14 protein-coding genes are annotated in these 15,251 nt (G+C 71.1%); 6 read left to right on the forward strand and 8 right to left on the reverse strand.

Features of this window, described 5'->3' with window-relative positions:
• Window positions 1-59 precede the first annotated feature (59 nt).
• Window positions 60-977, reverse strand: a complete 918-nt coding sequence (locus F9C12_RS40005) for a DUF5829 family protein (RefSeq protein WP_409179499.1) — start codon at window positions 975-977, stop codon at window positions 60-62.
• 211 nt (window positions 978-1,188) lie between these two features.
• Here F9C12_RS40005 and F9C12_RS40010 point away from each other — a divergent pair, with 211 nt between their 5' ends.
• Window positions 1,189-2,028, forward strand: coding sequence for a GH25 family lysozyme (locus F9C12_RS40010; protein WP_409463900.1), 840 nt, complete (start codon window positions 1,189-1,191; stop codon window positions 2,026-2,028).
• Between the two features lie 42 nt (window positions 2,029-2,070).
• Here the strand turns inward: F9C12_RS40010 and F9C12_RS40015 are convergent, their stop codons facing one another.
• Window positions 2,071-2,937, reverse strand: a complete 867-nt coding sequence (locus F9C12_RS40015) for a LysR family transcriptional regulator (RefSeq protein WP_409179501.1) — start codon at window positions 2,935-2,937, stop codon at window positions 2,071-2,073.
• 91 nt (window positions 2,938-3,028) lie between these two features.
• On the opposite strand from F9C12_RS40015, the gene F9C12_RS40020 reads away from it, so the two are divergent.
• Both F9C12_RS40020 and F9C12_RS40025 read left to right on the forward strand, forming a co-directional pair.
• Window positions 3,029-3,388 carry a DUF488 domain-containing protein gene (locus F9C12_RS40020; RefSeq protein WP_409463901.1) on the forward strand — a complete coding sequence of 120 codons (360 nt, stop codon included), beginning with the start codon at window positions 3,029-3,031 and terminating at the stop codon, window positions 3,386-3,388.
• Window positions 3,389-3,476: 88 nt separating this feature from the next.
• On the forward strand, window positions 3,477-3,644 hold the full coding sequence (locus tag F9C12_RS40025) for a hypothetical protein (RefSeq protein WP_409463902.1): 168 nt from the start codon (window positions 3,477-3,479) through the stop codon (window positions 3,642-3,644).
• A gap of 273 nt (window positions 3,645-3,917) precedes the next feature.
• On the opposite strand, the gene F9C12_RS40030 is transcribed toward F9C12_RS40025, so the two are convergent.
• Window positions 3,918-4,316 carry a DUF1508 domain-containing protein gene (locus tag F9C12_RS40030; protein WP_409179504.1) on the reverse strand — a complete coding sequence of 133 codons (399 nt, stop codon included), beginning with the start codon at window positions 4,314-4,316 and terminating at the stop codon, window positions 3,918-3,920.
• A 441-nt stretch (window positions 4,317-4,757) separates the two neighbouring features.
• Here F9C12_RS40030 and F9C12_RS40035 point away from each other — a divergent pair, with 441 nt between their 5' ends.
• On the forward strand, window positions 4,758-5,669 hold the full coding sequence (locus F9C12_RS40035) for a LysR family transcriptional regulator (RefSeq protein ID WP_409179505.1): 912 nt from the start codon (window positions 4,758-4,760) through the stop codon (window positions 5,667-5,669).
• Between the two features lie 128 nt (window positions 5,670-5,797).
• Window positions 5,798-6,658: an alpha/beta fold hydrolase gene (locus tag F9C12_RS40040; RefSeq protein WP_409463903.1), complete on the forward strand. Its 861-nt coding sequence runs from the start codon at window positions 5,798-5,800 to the stop codon at window positions 6,656-6,658.
• Between the two features lie 20 nt (window positions 6,659-6,678).
• Here the strand turns inward: F9C12_RS40040 and F9C12_RS40045 are convergent, their stop codons facing one another.
• From F9C12_RS40045 to F9C12_RS40060, 4 genes are all read right to left on the reverse strand, one after another.
• Entirely contained in the window at window positions 6,679-7,482 is an 804-nt protein-coding gene (locus tag F9C12_RS40045) for an IclR family transcriptional regulator (protein ID WP_409463904.1), read from the reverse strand.
• A gap of 215 nt (window positions 7,483-7,697) precedes the next feature.
• The gene (locus F9C12_RS40050; protein ID WP_409463905.1) at window positions 7,698-9,380 is read right to left on the reverse strand and encodes a DUF885 domain-containing protein; all 1,683 of its coding nucleotides are present in this window, start codon (window positions 9,378-9,380) and stop codon (window positions 7,698-7,700) included.
• Window positions 9,381-9,413: 33 nt separating this feature from the next.
• A complete protein-coding gene (locus F9C12_RS40055; protein WP_409463906.1) occupies window positions 9,414-10,826 on the reverse strand; it encodes an MFS transporter in 1,413 nt (470 codons plus the stop codon).
• Window positions 10,816-11,280 (reverse strand): SRPBCC family protein, encoded by a 465-nt coding sequence (locus F9C12_RS40060; protein ID WP_409463907.1) that lies wholly within the window; start codon window positions 11,278-11,280, stop codon window positions 10,816-10,818. Before F9C12_RS40060 ends, F9C12_RS40055 begins: the two co-directional genes overlap by 11 nt.
• A gap of 252 nt (window positions 11,281-11,532) precedes the next feature.
• On the opposite strand from F9C12_RS40060, the gene F9C12_RS40065 reads away from it, so the two are divergent.
• Window positions 11,533-13,611, forward strand: coding sequence for a prolyl oligopeptidase family serine peptidase (locus F9C12_RS40065; RefSeq protein ID WP_409463908.1), 2,079 nt, complete (start codon window positions 11,533-11,535; stop codon window positions 13,609-13,611).
• A 166-nt stretch (window positions 13,612-13,777) separates the two neighbouring features.
• Here F9C12_RS40065 and F9C12_RS40070 read toward each other — a convergent pair whose 3' ends face one another.
• Window positions 13,778-15,040 (reverse strand): PucR family transcriptional regulator, encoded by a 1,263-nt coding sequence (locus tag F9C12_RS40070; RefSeq protein ID WP_409463909.1) that lies wholly within the window; start codon window positions 15,038-15,040, stop codon window positions 13,778-13,780.
• Window positions 15,041-15,251 lie beyond the last annotated feature (211 nt).

The following is a 15,251-nucleotide window of genomic DNA, read 5'->3' on the forward strand; positions in this document are numbered from 1 at the left end:
TTCGCCGCCTCTGCCTGCCGTCCGCGAGGGGAACGCGGGGTTCCCCTCGCGGACGGGGATCAGCCGCGGAAGCCGAACGTCCAGCGCGCGTGTGCGCCGGGGCCTACGGTGAGCGTCGAACGGCCGATCTGCTCGACGTGCCTCGTTCCGGCCGGACGGTTGAGAACGAGGTCGATCTGCCGCAACCCGACCTGATCCGCCGGGACCGCGTCGAAGCGGATCGTGGTCATGCCGTCGAAAGCGAGCGCGCCGGCCGGGAACTGGCGCACGGTCATGCCTCCGGCGCGCAGCAGCGACAGCGTGTTGTCCAGGTCGCGGGCGGTGATGCCCAGCCGGATGCCGACGACGTCGCGCATCTGGTGACTGCGGTAGTCGTCCGGCAAGTACCGGTTGCGGCTGATGTCGCCGGGGTACTGTGCCGGTCCGGTGTTGCTGCGCGGGTCGGCGAAGTACTCGGGGCGGTATTCCATGCCCCAGGCGCCGAAAGTGTCGTACTGGTCGGTGGTGAAGACCGCGTCGAACCACGGGACCGGCTTGCCGTCGCCGAAGTCGCGGGTCTGCTGGAATTCCACCGGGTTCGCGATGCCCGCGTCGCGCAGCCGCTGGACCACTGTGGACAGTTGACCGGTGTGTTCGACCGAGACTCCCAGGCCCGCCGAACCGAGGTCGCCGTCCTTGCCGGGGACGTCGCCGACCCCGAAGAGCTCCAGGTAGGTTTCGCGGCCCATCAGGTAGCGGCCGGTCCACTTCTCGCCGCCCGCGCCGGTGGTGGTGCGGACCTGGAAGTTGGCGAAGTCCTTGAGGTAGGCCGAATGCTCGATGGCGTCGGCGGTCTCGCGGTCGAGGACTCCGTAGGAGTGGTTGAAGCGCAGCAGGGCCGGTTCGTCCGCCTGCGCGGTGCCGGCGCCCGTGGCGGCGAGGGCCAGGAGCACGGCGAGGAGCTGGAGGATCGTCCGGGTTCTTCGAGATTTCGACATGGCGCAGGAGAGTAAGGCGACGGCGGCCGGCCGGCGGCGTTTTCGCCGGATTCGACCGCAACGGCCTACTGAGAATGTCTTTCCCGTTGTCCGGTCAACTGGAAATTAGTTCACTTGGAGCAGTGACAGCGCATCACGTTCAGCAACAGAATCAGGTCCTCGTGCCGCCTGATCGGGTGGCACGTCGCGAGGGCATCCGAAAGGACCTGTCATGACCACTCACCACTGGGGACCCGCCGGGAGGGCGCGCCGCCGCCTGACCGGAACGGTGGTCGCCGCGGCCGCCGCCCTGCTCGCGGCGACCGCGCCGGCCGCCGCGGCCGCACCTGCCGCGGCCGCGAGCACCTCGGCCGAGACTCCGGACAACCACCAGATGGGCGCGTCCATCCGGGCGCGCGAACCGGGCGGCGCCGCGGTCGCGCCGGCGTCGGTCGAAACGACCACGGCGGGCATCGACGTGAGCAGCTACCAGGGGGCGGTCGACTGGCAGTCCTGGTGGAACCAGGGCAAACGGTTCGCCTACGTCAAGGCGACCGAGGGCACCGGATACCAGAACCCGGACTTCGCCCAGCAGTACAACGGCTCGTACCAGGTCGGCATGATCCGCGGCGCATACCACTACGGCCGCCCTGACATCTCAGGCGGCGCGGCGCAGGCCGACTACTTCGTCGCGCACGGCGGCGGCTGGTCGAACGACGGCAAGACCCTGCCCGGCACGCTCGACATCGAATGGGGCCCGAACTCGGCCTGCTACGGGCTGAGCCAGTCCGCGATGGTGTCGTGGATCAAGGCGTTCAGCGACGAGTACCACGCGAAGACGTCGCGCTGGCCGGTGATCTACACGGCCACCAGCTGGTGGACCCAGTGCACCGGCAACAAGGGCGACTTCAGCTCGACCAACCCGCTGTGGGTGGCGGCGTACTCGTCGTCGCCGGGCGCGCTGCCCTACAACTGGGGGTTCTACACCTTCTGGCAGTACACCTCGTCGCCGCTCGACCAGGACTACTTCAGCGCCGGGCTCGACCGGCTCAAGGTGCTGGCCACCGGCTGACCCGGTCCCGTCCGGGAGCCCTCGCGCTCCCGGACGGGCTCGCTAGAACCCGGCCAGCACCTCCATGACCGCGCCGACGATCCGCCGGGTCTGCGGCTGGCAGGCGGCCCACGTCGTCAGCGGGACGCTCGGCTCGACCAGCTCGCTCCAGGCCCAGCCGGGCAGCATCCGGTTCGCGCTGGGGCGGCTCAGCAGCACGGCGTCCGCCTCGACGGCCTCCGCGCACGCCAGCGCGTTCTCGTTGAACCGCGCGAACCGCCAGTGCGGCGACACCCCGAGCCCGTGCGCGGCCGCGAGCATCTGGTCGTGCCCGGCCGGGACCTGCGCCCGCGCGTGGGCGAGCACCCGGACCTCGTCGAGTTCCCGCAACCGGCACTTCGCGCGGCCGAAAAGCTCGTGCCCGGGCCGGATCGCGACGCCGAACGGATGCTCGAACAGCAGCCGCCCGTGCAGCGTCGACGGCGGGTTCTGGTGCACCAGCCCGATGTCGATGCGTCCTTCGCTGAGCATCCGCAGCTGCTCGGTGCTGCTGGCGTCCAAAAACGACAGTGCGGCGTCCGGCACCTGACGGCGGATCTCCGCCAGCGCCGCGAGCACCCAGTCCTGCGGAATGCCCGGCGGCAACGCGATTTCGACCTGCTCCTTGACCGGGGCCGCGGACCGGGTGACCTCGCGGGTCGCGTCCGCGAGCCGCAGCAGCTGCCGCGCGTGCTCGTGCAACGCCCGGCCGGCGACCGTCGCCTGCACGCCGGTCGGCACCCGGTCGAACAACGGCGTCCCGAGTTCGCGTTCGAGCACCCGGATCTGCCGGGTCAGCGCGGGCTGCGACATCAGCAGCGACCCGGCCGCCCGGCTGATCGACCCCTCGGTGAACACGGCGACGAAGTACCGCAGCTGACGCAGTTCCATACCCTGGGGTTATACCCCCTTCGTTTGCGCCGGGGCGGGCGACGGCGGACGCTGGGCGGGAGCCCCCGACCGCGGAAGGAGCCGCTTGCCGATGAGCAAACGCCGAGTCCAGGTCCGCCGGGTCTACGACGAACCGGAATCCGCCGACGGCTCGCGGGTCTTGGTCGACCGGCTGTGGCCGCGCGGGCTGAGCAAGGATCGCGCGCACCTGGACGACTGGCTCAAGCAGATCTCCCCGTCGACGGAACTGCGCAAATGGTATGCGCATGATCCGGAGCGCTACGAGGAATTCGCGGAGCGCTACCGGGCGGAGCTGGAAGATCCGGAGCGTGCGGAAGCGCTGGACCATCTGCGTGCGCTGGCGGAGAAGGGTCCGTTGACTCTGCTGACGGCGACCAAGCGCAGTGATATCAGCGAGGCTGCGGTGCTGGCCGAGCTGCTGGGCTCGTAGCGGTCAGGAGGTGCCGACCGCGATGCCGTTGCGCGTGCTTGGGTGATCATCGAGTACCTCCGGCGCCGCACCGAGCCGTAGCGCGCCGGTGGGTTCGCTGCTGCTGGCCACCGCGGACGAGGTCGGGCTGCCCGCCGACCCGGAGTTCCGCGCCGCGCTCGCCGGATATCTCGAATGGGGCGGACGTCGGGCCCGCGGCCGACCAGCCGGTTCCCGGCGGGGCTGGGGCTCAGCTCGGCCGGGAACCGGGAACTGACGCATTATCCCGTCCGCCGCGACCGCCGGACGATTCCTCTCACCAGTAACGGTGCGCAGATAGCCGCGAACACCACCATGCGCCGAATCCGCTGCCTGGCAAGCGGCGGATCGGCATTGCGCCAGGCCAGGAATCCGCGATTGGCGCGACGACTGGCTGCTCGCGCGAACCGGCGGGACGTTCACGGCGGTGCCCGGGTCGGCGTTCGCCGCCGAACCCTTGGCGGCGGCGAGGAGCGAGACGTCCGTGGTAGTCAATGCCCGGCGAACGCGTTCAGCCGGGCAGCCGGTATTTCGTGCGCCAGTCGGTGATCCGGCCTTCCGCCGCGAATTCCGCCGCTTCCCCGATCGCGGCGACGAATCGTTCGTATCCGTGCTGCGCTTCGATGCGGCGGCCGTAGGCGTGGCTCGCCGACGCTATCGTCCCGCTGCCCGCGCGCAGGAACCATCGCCAGTCGATCCCGTGGTCGTGGGTGAGTTCCATGCGCGTGCGCGGAATGTTCGCGCACAGCCACTGGATCGCCGCGACGCATTCCTCCCCGTTGCGATAATCGACGGTGCCCAGCCCCAGCGAAGCGTTGTTCGTGCCGAGAAGCCGCCATCTCGTCGCGTTTCCCGGGCCGCCGATCAGCTGGAACCGGGGAGTCCGGCGTGGACTTCGAGCGCTTTTCATGGGTCGCAACCTCAGTCCGGCTCGGACGGCCGTCCGGTGACGAGCCGTCGCAGTCGATGAGGACATCGTGGACACGGCGCCGAAAAGTTACCGCCCGCGGTTAAGCGGCGACGGCCAGCCGGTGAACAGCGGGTGGGCGCGGGCATTCCACAGTGGACCGCCGGCAGGCGGTCCCGCTGGAGTTTCCTTCGGCGCTCCTGGCAAGAGCATCGCTCGGCGCCACGCGGATGTTTCGGGCGCGGGCGAGTTCGCCTGTTCGCCGCAACCGCGGTTCGGGCGTTCGGCGGCACCCGCGGCGGGGCAGGTGGGGCACGCTCGGTGTCCTTCGGGGCGCGAAAACCCGGGTTCGCGCCGGTGCTTCGGGCCGGGGCGAGGGGAGGGGGTCGCGGTGGCGTCTACTGTGGACGCCCGGGGTCGCGCGTTTCGGATATGGTTGGCGGAATGGCTGATCTGACGCTCACCGGCCTCCGGGTCGTGGTCGAGGTGGCCCGCACGGGGTCGTTCAGTGCTGCCGCGCACCGGCTCGGCTACACGCAATCGGCGGTGTCCCGGCAGATCGCGGCGAGCGAACGCGCGACGGGAACCGCCTTGTTCGAACGGCACGCGCGCGGAATCCGTCCTACGACAGCAGGGGAAGTGCTGATCCGGCACGCCGGTCGCGTCCTGGAAAGCGTGAGCGCGGCCGGAAAGGAACTCGCCGGACTGCGCGACCGCCTCGCCGGGCGGATCTCGGTCGGCGGATTCCCCGCCGCGTCGGCGGTTCTGCTGCCGCGCGCGGTTTCCCGGCTGCTGCGCGCGCATCCGGGCGTGGAGGTGCAGCTCGCCGAGTCGGCGATCCCGGCGCAATTGCAGTCGCTGCGCCGCGGCCGGCTGGACGTCGCGGTGGCGGTGACCGGCGACGGTGTTCCGGAATACGACTTCGCGGGCTTGCGCCGCACCGAATTGCGCAGTGGAATCGGCTACGGCGTGGCGGTCGCGGAAGCGCATCCGTTCGCCGGGCGCAGCTGGGTCGAACCGGACGAACTGGCCGAACAGCAATGGATCGTCGGCGCGGGCGGCGCGCCGGAATTCGGGACGTGGCCGGGAATCGCCGGGCCGTCGATCGCTTTCGCGGTGCGCGCGTGGCCGACGCGGCTGGGCCTGGTCGCGGCCGGATTGGGAATTTCGCTGGTGCCCGGTTTCGCCGCGGATTCGCTGCCCGCCGACGTCCGGTGGATCCCGGTGCGCGACGAATGCGGCGGACCGCGACGCGCACTGTGGGCGGTGACCGGGGAGCAGCCGGGGCAGGCGGCGGTGGCGATGGTGCGCGCGCTCGAGGAGGAGGCTCAGCGGTCGCTCCAGCCCCAGCGGTAGCCCGGGACCTCGTCCGGACGCGCGTCGCCGCCGAAATCGCCGCGGCGGGAAGTCATCGGCCGGTCGTCGACGCCCGGGTCCAACGCGAGCACCCGGCCGCTCGAAACCCGGTCGCAGGGAGCGGAACGGTGCGCGACACTGCGTCGGTGGAGCACGCGGTGCGTACTGAGGACGGTGTCCGGCTGTGGGCGGCCCGGGAAGGCGACGGCGAACCGGTCGTCTTCTGTCACGGCGGCCCGGGTCTGTGGGACATGATGGCGGACGTCGCCGCCGACCTGTCGGCAGCCGCGACTGTCTGTCGTTGGGACCAGCGAGGATGCGGCCGATCACAGCGACAGGGACCGTACTCGGTCGAGCGGACGGTGGCCGATCTCGACGCGGTCCGAGCCCATTTCGGCTGGGACCGCGTCGCGTTGCTGGGCCATTCGTGGGGCGCGCAGCTGGCGTTGCGCTACGCCCTGGCGCATCCGGACCGCGTGACGAAACTGGTTTACGTCTCCGGCACCGGGATCGACGACGACTCGACCTGGCACGGGGACTACTCGCGGAATCTGCGGAACGCGCTGGGCGGTCACCGGACGCGATGGGAGGCGCTGGCAGCCAAGGAGCGCACGGCCAAGGAAGACCGGGAGTACTGCGTCCTGCAGTGGTCAGCCGACTTCGCCGACCGGGAACGCGCGCTGGAGCACGCCGAAGCCATGGCCGACCCGTGGTTCGACGTGAATTTCGAGTGCAACGCGGCCCTCGGCGGCGAGCGCTCGCCAGTCCTTCGCGGCCAGTGCGAAACGCTGGACGTCCCGACCCTGATCGTGGACGGGACCGCGGACATCCGGCCGCGCTCGGCAGTCGACTCGCTCGCCCGGGCGCTGCCGGAGGTGTCGCGCGTGCGGCTGCCCGCCGGTCACCTGCCGTGGGTGGAGGATCCGGCCGGCTTCCGCTCCGCGGTCGGCGGATTCCTCGCGGACCGGTGCTGTCCAGGCGCCGGATAGTCCTTTGTGGACGGCCGGGTTCAGGCCGGTTCTGCCGTGCGCGGCCGCACCATCGGGTACAGCTGCCGGGTGACCTGCCGCGCGGCGACCACGACGAGCGGCGCGACGCGCTCCAGCGCCGTGTGCGCGTCGCCGACCAGGGAAATCGCCGCCTCCGGTCCCTCCGGGCCGCGGATGGCAGCCGCGACGCAGGAGATTTCGGAGAAGCACTCGCCGCGTTCGAAGGCGAGGCCGTTGCGGTCGCGGATCCGGCCGAGTTCGCGGTGCAGCGTCACCAGGTCGCAGATCGTCCGGCTGGTCCGGCGGCCGATCCCCGGCCGGAACCGGTCCTCGATCTGTTCCGCGGGCAGCCAGGCGAGCATCGCCTTGCCGAGCGCGGTGCACTGCGCGGGCGCGCGGCCGCCGACGCGCGACGGGACGACCGCGGCGAAGCGGCCGCCGACCTTGTCCAGGTACCGGACCTCCGCGCCGTCGAGGATCGCGAGGTGCGCGACCATCCCGGTGCGCAACTGCAGTTCGTGCAGCACGGCCGCGGCCGCTTCGCGCAGTTCGAGATGATTGCCGCCGGTGCCGCCGAGGCGCAGCGCCCGGGTGCCGAGCGCGTACCCGAACGGTGAATGCGACAGCCATTGCAGCCGCACGAGCTGGTCGAGGATGCGGTGCGCGGTCGAACGGGGGAGCCGGGTCGCGTGCGCGACCTGTTCGAGGGTGAGCCGGGTGCTCGGCGCGTCGAAGGCGTCGAGGATCAGCGTCATCCGCTCGACCATCGACGGCGGCAGGGTGCGGTTCGGCGAGGGGCCCGTTTCGGTCGCGGCAACCGGCATGCTGTGCTCCTCGCGGACGAACTGAAATCATTTCTAGTTCGGACGGTAACACGGCTGCCGGGCGCGGAGTCAACCCTCGCCGACCTCGCGAATCAGCCGGACGGCGCACCTCGGCGGCCGACCGGCTCGGGCCGCGGCTGCCGCCTCAGCCCGGCAGAGTGCGAGAACAGCACCAGCGTGGCGGCAAAACCCTCGAACCGGGGCAGCCCGCGGTGTCATCCGGTGGTTTGCTCCGCGACGAAGTCCGCCGTGTTCTCGCTAACGGCGGCGAGCGGGAGCGCACCGGGACCGAGGACGACCTCGTGGAAGGCGCGGACGTCGAAGGCGGGCCCGAGTGTGCGCGCGGCTTGTTCGCGCAGTTCCCAGAACTTGAGGAACCCGAGGCGATAGCCCAGCGCTTGGCCGGGCATATCGGTGGAGTAGCGCAGCGTTTCGGTGTGTATTTGCGACGGCGATTCCAAGGTCGTGGCCGCCAGGTACGCCTCCGCCTTCTCCAAGGACCAGCCGAACGCGTTGAGCCCGGTGTCGACGACGAGTCGTTGTGCGGTGAGGCGCTGGTGCGCGTAGTGGCCGTACCGGTCCCAGGGATCGGCGTAGAGGCCCATTTCCATCCCGAGCGAGGCGGCGTATTCGGCCCAGCCTTCGGTGTAGGCGTCGAGCAGCTCGGGGGCGAGCTTGCCGCGGATCGGGTGCAGTGCGGTGTCTTCTTCCTGGCGCGCGAGGTGGAAGTGGTGCCCGGGAACGAGTTCGTGGAAGATCAGGGTCGCCGCGTTGATCTGTGCTCGGCTGTCGAGCCCGGATCCGTTGTAGCGGTAGCGGCCTGCGGGATTGGCCGGTCCTGGTGGTTCGTAGTAGCCGTAGGACAGTCCGGCTTCGAGTTCGGGATCGAGGCGTTCGACTGTGTGCGGTGCCTTGGGCAGCACCGAGAACCAGTGCCCGAGCAGCGGTTCGATGGCGGCGAGGTGGCGCTGGTAGGTCGCGGCGACGTCCTCGGCGCGGCGGGCGTGGAATCGTTCGTCCGCCTCGAGGACCTTCCGGTAGGCGGCTTCGTCGCCGTCGAACCCGGTCTCGGAGCGCAGTTCCGCCATCTTCTCGGTGAGTTCGGCGACCTGGGCTTGCCCGATGTCGTGCACCTGCTCCGGTGAGATGTCAAAGGAGGCGTACTGCCGTACCAGCCGCCGGTATGCTTCCTCGCCGCCGGGGTAGCGGCCGAGCCCGACCCCTGGCGCAGCGGTGTCTCGTGCCGGACCGTCGAGGTAGCGCAGCAGGGAGTCGACCGCGGGCAGTACGTCGTTCGTCACGGTGCGGCCGAGTCCGTCGGCGAGCCTGCCGCGCAGTGCGGGGGAGAGGGGCTCGACGCGGTGCTCGTCGAGGGTGAGCCACCGCTGCGTCGCGGCGCGCAGGCCGGTGACGGCGGCGACGAATCCTGGCAACGCCGCTCGCGGTGCTCCCCATCCGCGCTCGGCCTGCGCGCGAAGTTTCGCTTCCGCGCCGCGTACCCGCCGAGCGAGATCCCCTGCGAGGGAACGGAAAAGCTCGACATCGGCGTCCGGGTCGGCGAAAGTGATCGCGTCGAAGGCTTGCGGCGCGGTGAAACTGAGCTCGAACAGCTGGTAGGGCGCGACCGGGAAGTGCCACCACCACGATTCGCCGGCGCACGCCCACTGGTCGGCGACGAAGTGCAGCAGCGCGGCCGTGTCCCGGTCGAGCGCGGCGTCGTCGATCTCGGCGAGTGCCGCACGCACGGACCGGCCCGTCGCGGCCCGTTCTTCCGCCTCGTCGAGCGACCCGCTCGGCAGGTGCTCGACGGGGTGGCCGGCGCGCAGCGCGTGGTGCGGCTCGGTGCGCAGGACGTGGTCCCACACCCGGTCGGCGAGGGCTCGGACGGTCGGGGCCATGTGCGTCTCCTTGGTCGGACGGATGCGCGCGGTTCAGTGTGCGGCGGTCAGCCGCGCGGGGAGCCGGAAAGACACCGCTGCCACGAGCGCTCCTACCGCGCCCGCGCCGAGGAAGACCCAGGTGATGGCGTTCCAGGTGGGCAGCTGGGTGCCCGGAAGCAGGTCGAGGGCCATGACGGTGGCGGCCAATTGGGCGCCGACCGCGTTGCCGACGGCGCGCAGCACGTAAGCGAGCCCGGTGACGCTCGCGACGCGGTCGGCGGGAAGCGTGAGCGCGATGATGTTGACGCCCTGGGTGAGCCCGGTGCCGATGGCCACCCCGACCAGTCCGGCTCCGACGGCGAGCACGAAAGCGCTGGACCGGCCGCTCACCATGATCAGTCCCGCCGCGAGCAGCAGCGTCCCGGAAAGCACCATCACCATGCGCGACCCGACCAGCCGTTCCAGCCGGCCGGTCAGCGGGGCGGAGATCGCGCCGAGCACGCCGAGCGGGAACATGATCAGCCCGGTGGCGACCGCGGTCGAACCCAGCCCGTACCCGGTCGCCGCCGGTGCCGCCGCGATCCTCGGCACCGCGATCATCAGCACCGCCGAGGACACGCCCGCGGCGAACGCGGTCACGTGCACGATCAGCACCGCGGAGCCGCCCAGCCGCAGGTCCACCAGGGGGTCGGCGACGCGCCGCTCGACGAGGACGAACCCCGCCAGCGCGACGATCGCCGCCGCGCCCAGCCCGAGCACGGGTGCCGACGCCCATCCGGTCGAAGCGGCGAACGTGATGGCCAGCAGGAGCGCGACCACGCCGAGGCCGAGCAGGGCGGCGCCGGCGGAATCGACCCTGCCGCGCACCGAAGGCGGATAGGAGGGCATCACGGCAACCGCGAACGCCAGCAGCGGAACGAGCACGATCAACGCCGTCCAGTACAGCCATTGGTACGGGAGCGCGGAGAGAAGCGGCCCGGCCAGCAGCACCCCGGTCGCGTTGGCGACGGCCAGCCCTCCGACGAACAGCCCGTTCGTCCGGCGCAACCGCTCGGGCGGTTCGGTGTCGCGGACGATGCCGACCGCGAGCGGCACCAGGCCGACCCCGGCGCCTTGCAGCCCCTGGCCGATCGCGAACACCAGCACCGACGAGGCCAGCCCCGCGGTCGCGATCCCCACGAAGACGACCGCGAGCACACCGAGGAAAACGCGCCGCCGGTCGCGGATGTCGGCGAGCCTGCTGACGACCGGCGTCGCGACCGCGCCGACGAGCGCCATCGCCGAGATGATCCACCCGGCTTCCGCCTGGGTGGCGCCGATCCCGCCTTGAATGAGCGGCAGCGCGGGCACGATCATGGCTTCGAGCAAGCCGTAGACGAGCACGGCGCCGACCAGCAACGCGCTCACCGATCGCGTGCGGCCCCTCGGCGCCGGCAGGCCGCTCGCCACGGTTTCATTTTTCATCGCCCGCCACCTCCTCTGCGACCAGCCGCTTGAGCGTGGCGAGTTCGGTGTCGAAGCGGAGCCGGTTCGCCGCCCGGTAATCGTCCGCGGTCGTCCCGCCGTCTATTTCGTGCCGGCTGTAGACGTCGTAGCTCACCAGCGTCGAGCCGGCCAGCGGGACGAGCTGCCACGCGGCCCACCCGGGATCGTCCGGGGCGCCGGTCAGCAGCTTCACGACCTTGCGGAAAGGCGGTTCGAGCACCACTGTCTCGACGGCCAGGCGGTACTCGGCGCCGTCGATCGCCTCTCGGGCGACCCGGACCTCCCCGACGGCACCCGGCTCGCCCGATTCCCAGACCGGTTTCGCCCCCTGTTTCCACCTGTCCGGGTCGAGCAGCAACGGCCAGATCGCGGCCGGTTCCGCGGGAATCTCGACGACGTTGCGGGTGACGAGGTCGACCGTGCGCGAGGACATGAATACCTCCAGGTGAGGGCGAAGGCGGCGAACCCGGTACTCAGCTTGCGATGCGGACTCGCCGAGGAGAATTGGACAAACGTCGGGCAGTTCGGCGCGGCGGTCCGACATCTGGCGCGGGCGACAGATGTCGCGTTCCCGGGCGCGGAGTCGCGACGTTTGCCTGCGGCCGCGAGCGACGGCGAATCCTAAGCTGGACCGCACGATTGGCGCGGAGCGCGTTCCTTGCCCACGCAGAACCGAGGAGCACGGGTGACGACGGAAACGGCGGACGGGAAGACCAGCGAGCAGGTCGTGACGGTCGGGGCGGTGACGTTCACCGACGAGAACCGCTGGCTGCGGGAGAACACCCCGGAGACGCTCGCCTGGCAGGAACGGGAGAACGCCGCCACCACGGCCGCGCTCCGCGGCTGGGAGCATTTCGGCGAGATCCGCGACCAGCTCGGCCGGACCGTCGCGGACCAGCCGTCGAACGCGGAGATCTGGGGGACCACGACGCCGCGCCGGATGGGCCGGTTCTGGTTCCGGCTCGCCGCGGTCGCCGCCGACGACCCGACGCTGGGCCTGTGGGTCTCGGAAACCGCGGACGGCCCCCGCACTCTTCTCGTCGACCCGCGCGACCCCGCGTTCGGCCAGGGCTCGCAGCTGCTCTGGTACGAACCGGCCCCCGACGGAGCACGGGTCGTGTTCGCCGCTTACCCGCTGGGACAGACGATCGGCACGCTGCACGTCGTCCGCACCGACGACGGCCGGCTGCTGCCGGTCGAGGCACCGCGCCACGTCGCCGCCGGCGCGACTCCTGGCTGGCTGCCGGACGGTACCGGGTTCTACACGGCCGACCGGACGGACACCGGCGATCACCGGCTGCGCTTCGTCCCGGTAACCGCGGGCGTCCCCGCCGAGGCCGACACCGTGTTCCCCTGCGACCAGCTGCCGCACAACACCTTCACGCTGACCGCGCAGGTGTCCCCGGACGGCGCCCGGGTCGTCGCCCTCGCCGGGCAGCACGAGCAGATCGCCTGCCGCCTCCTGGACCGCGCCACCGGCGAATGGCGGCCCTTCCTCCCCGCGGACTACCGCGGGGAGTGCCACGGCGTGTGGTACGACGACGACACCTACGTCGCGGTGGTCACCGGCGACGCCCCGCGCGGCCGAGTGGTCGCCGTCCCCGTCGCCACCTCCGCCGACGAGCGCACCTGGCGCGAACTGGTGCCGGAGTCCGAAGCGGTCCTGCGGTGCGTCCGCAAGCTCGGCGACGACCTGGTTGTCTGCGAGATCCGGGACATCGCGGTCGAGTTCCGGGTGGTCGGCGCGACCGGCGAAGCGAAGGCGGCCGTCCCGATGCCCGGTTCCGGGTCCTCGCCCACCGCGATGGCCGCCCGCCGCTTCGAGCGTTCCGCCGAGCTGACGTTCACTCACGAGACTTTCCAGCAGGCGCCGGTGGACTACCGCTACCTGCCCGAGACGAACGAACTCGTCCGGCTGAGCGAGAGCGGCCGGGCCTTTCCGGAGCTGACCGTCGACCGCGCGTTCGCCACGAGCCGGGACGGCGCCCGGATCCCGTACTTCGTCGTCCACCGGCCCGATCTCGACCGCAGCAAGCCGCAGCCGGCCTTCATCGAGGCCTACGGCGGCTTCAACCAGGCGCTGATGCCCCATTATCTCGGGAATGTCGGGCCGTTCCTCGCGGCGGGCGGCGTGTACGTGCAGGCGAACCTCCGCGGGGGCGCCGAATACGGCCGGGAGTGGTACGAAGCCGGGCGCTTGGCCAACAAGCAGAACACCTTCGACGACCTGTTCGCCGTCGCCGACGAACTGATCGCGACCGGGGTCAGCGAACCCGGACGGCTCGCCTTCTACGGCAAGAGCAACGGCGGCATGCTCGCCGGCGTCGCGCTCGTGCGGCGGCCGGATCTCTGGGGCGCGGTGGTGGCCGATGTGCCGCTGCTGGACATGCTGGAGTTCCAGAGCCCCGACAACCCCGCAGCCAAGGAAGTGCGCGGGGCGTTCCTCGAGGACTACGGAGACGTCACGGACCCCGAAGACTCCCGTCGTCTCGCCGCCTTTTCCCCGTACCACAACGTTCGCGTCGGCGTGCGGCATCCGGCTGTGCTGCAGATTTTCGGGGAGCACGACTTCGGCTGCGAACCGTTCCACGGCCGCGTCTTCACCGCGCGGCTGCGCGCGGCCAGCGCCGCGAACAAGCCGCTGCTGCGGGTCCGGAAGGACTACGGCCACCTGCCGGCGACGCGGGCGCAGGCCATCGAGCACCACGCGGAGATCCTCGCGTTCGTCATGGACCATCTGGGGATGACGCCAGCTGCCGACTAGCTGCCGAAGGTCGTGCCGTGGCTGGTTTCCGGCGGCGCCGCTGAAAGATCCGCTTGGGCGGCATGCCCTGCCGCGCCTGGTGGTTCGGCAAGTGCGCAGTCCTGCCTCCGCGGCGAGGGCTCGCGTTTCGGAGCGGCTTGCGCGGTCTGGGCCAGGACACCGAGCGTCAGGACACCGAGCGCAGCGCGGCGGAAGAGGTTTCCGGAGCCGTCTGGTCGCGGTAGGCGGCGGCCAGGGTGCGCAGTTTCAGTCCCAAGTGGAGGGTGAGCCGGTCTTCGCCTCGGTTCAGGTCGCATCCGGTGATCGCTTCGATGCGTTTGAGCCGGTGGTACAGGGTGGCCCGGTGCACCTTGAGTTCGCCCGCGGTACGGGCGACATCGCCCGCGTTGTCGAGGAACGCCTCCAGCGTCGCGACGAGTCCGCGTTGGCCGTCCTCGCGTTCCAGGGTGGCGAGCGCCGGCACCTGCGCGGCGGCGAGCAGATCCTCGGCGGGCATTTTCAGCAGGAGCGCGTAGGGGCCCAGCTCGTCCCAGCGGGCGATCGGTCCGACGGAGGGGACGAGCTGTGCCGCGCGCACCGCGAGGAAAGCCTGCCGGTACGACTCGACGATGTCCTCGATCCGGGAGACGGGGCCGCCGATGCCGAGCACGAGTCGCCCGTCGTGGTGGGTGAGCTGGTCGAATCGTGCGGTGAGGCGGTCGCAGACGGTCTCCGTCTCGCGCCGCGACAACGGCCGCGGCTGGGCGATCACCAACCAGGCCCGGGACTTGTTCGCGGCGACGAGCGCGGATCCCGGTGCCCCGCAGTGCTGCGCGATCGCGTCCTGCGCGTCCTCGAGCGCCGCCTCCATGGCCACCGTCTGCGGGGATTCGGCTCCCCGGTGCTGCACGCCGAGCACCTGGAAGTGCATGGCCGTCGCGGGGAACAGCTGCTCGGCATGCAGGTCCTCGACCGCCTGCGAGCGGATGGCCGGGTCGGTGGCCACCAGCTCCCACAGGATCGCCTCGTGCCGGGCCCGGGTGCGTTCGTGCACGATGAGGTCCCGGTACAGCACGACACCGGCGCGTTCGGCGGCTTCCCGGGCGCTCTCCATGTCGTGCTCGGTCAGCGTGGCATCGGGGTCGATGAGCCACAGGTAGCCGAGCAGCAGGCCGGCACAGCGGATCGGTACGCACAGCCGCGGCAGCGTTCCTTCGTTCTGCACGACCACCAGGCCCGGGCTGGTCCACTGCGCGATGCCCTTGGCGAGGATCTGCTCGCGCAGCCGCGGGTCGAGCGAGCGGTTGAGCACCGAGAAGACCCGTGTCGTGTCCTCGTCGCCGAAATGGCGGCTCGCCGCGAGCAGCCGGATCTGCGGGTCGTCGATCGCCACCGACCGCTGCAGCCGCTCGGCCAGGGCGTCCACGACCTCCTGCAGCTCATCAGCCATGCGCGCTTACCTCCGCTGGTACGGGCCAGTGTCCACTTTCTCCCATCACGCCTTCGAGGACAAGCGATACCTGTCGTACCCGGCGGCGGTCCGGCGCGACAGATGACGCGTGCAGGCTGCCCGGTCAGGCCGGCTGACGCAGGGGCCAGGCAGCGCCGCGGGTCGACAGCGGTCGCGGTTTCGCGCGCGGAGATGCGGCGAATGCTTGATG

Origin of the sequence: Amycolatopsis sp. GA6-003, from assembly GCF_046267895.1 — a bacterium.
Classification (GTDB): domain Bacteria; phylum Actinomycetota; class Actinomycetes; order Mycobacteriales; family Pseudonocardiaceae; genus Amycolatopsis.

What these genes read in the sequence shown, in the direction of transcription:
- F9C12_RS40070 (WP_409463909.1), bottom strand. Translation starts at nt 15,040, where the DNA reads ATGGCTGATGAGCTGCAGGAGGTCGTGGACGCCCTGGCCGAGCGGCTG.
- F9C12_RS40005 (WP_409179499.1), bottom strand. Translation starts at nt 977, where the DNA reads ATGTCGAAATCTCGAAGAACCCGGACGATCCTCCAGCTCCTCGCCGTG.
- F9C12_RS40020 (WP_409463901.1), top strand. Translation starts at nt 3,029, where the DNA reads ATGAGCAAACGCCGAGTCCAGGTCCGCCGGGTCTACGACGAACCGGAA.
- F9C12_RS40035 (WP_409179505.1), top strand. Translation starts at nt 4,758, where the DNA reads ATGGCTGATCTGACGCTCACCGGCCTCCGGGTCGTGGTCGAGGTGGCC.
- F9C12_RS40015 (WP_409179501.1), bottom strand. Translation starts at nt 2,937, where the DNA reads ATGGAACTGCGTCAGCTGCGGTACTTCGTCGCCGTGTTCACCGAGGGG.
- F9C12_RS40045 (WP_409463904.1), bottom strand. Translation starts at nt 7,482, where the DNA reads ATGCCGGTTGCCGCGACCGAAACGGGCCCCTCGCCGAACCGCACCCTG.
- F9C12_RS40050 (WP_409463905.1), bottom strand. Translation starts at nt 9,380, where the DNA reads ATGGCCCCGACCGTCCGAGCCCTCGCCGACCGGGTGTGGGACCACGTC.
- F9C12_RS40055 (WP_409463906.1), bottom strand. Translation starts at nt 10,826, where the DNA reads ATGAAAAATGAAACCGTGGCGAGCGGCCTGCCGGCGCCGAGGGGCCGC.
- F9C12_RS40030 (WP_409179504.1), bottom strand. Translation starts at nt 4,316, where the DNA reads ATGAAAAGCGCTCGAAGTCCACGCCGGACTCCCCGGTTCCAGCTGATC.
- F9C12_RS40060 (WP_409463907.1), bottom strand. Translation starts at nt 11,280, where the DNA reads ATGTCCTCGCGCACGGTCGACCTCGTCACCCGCAACGTCGTCGAGATT.
- F9C12_RS40010 (WP_409463900.1), top strand. Translation starts at nt 1,189, where the DNA reads ATGACCACTCACCACTGGGGACCCGCCGGGAGGGCGCGCCGCCGCCTG.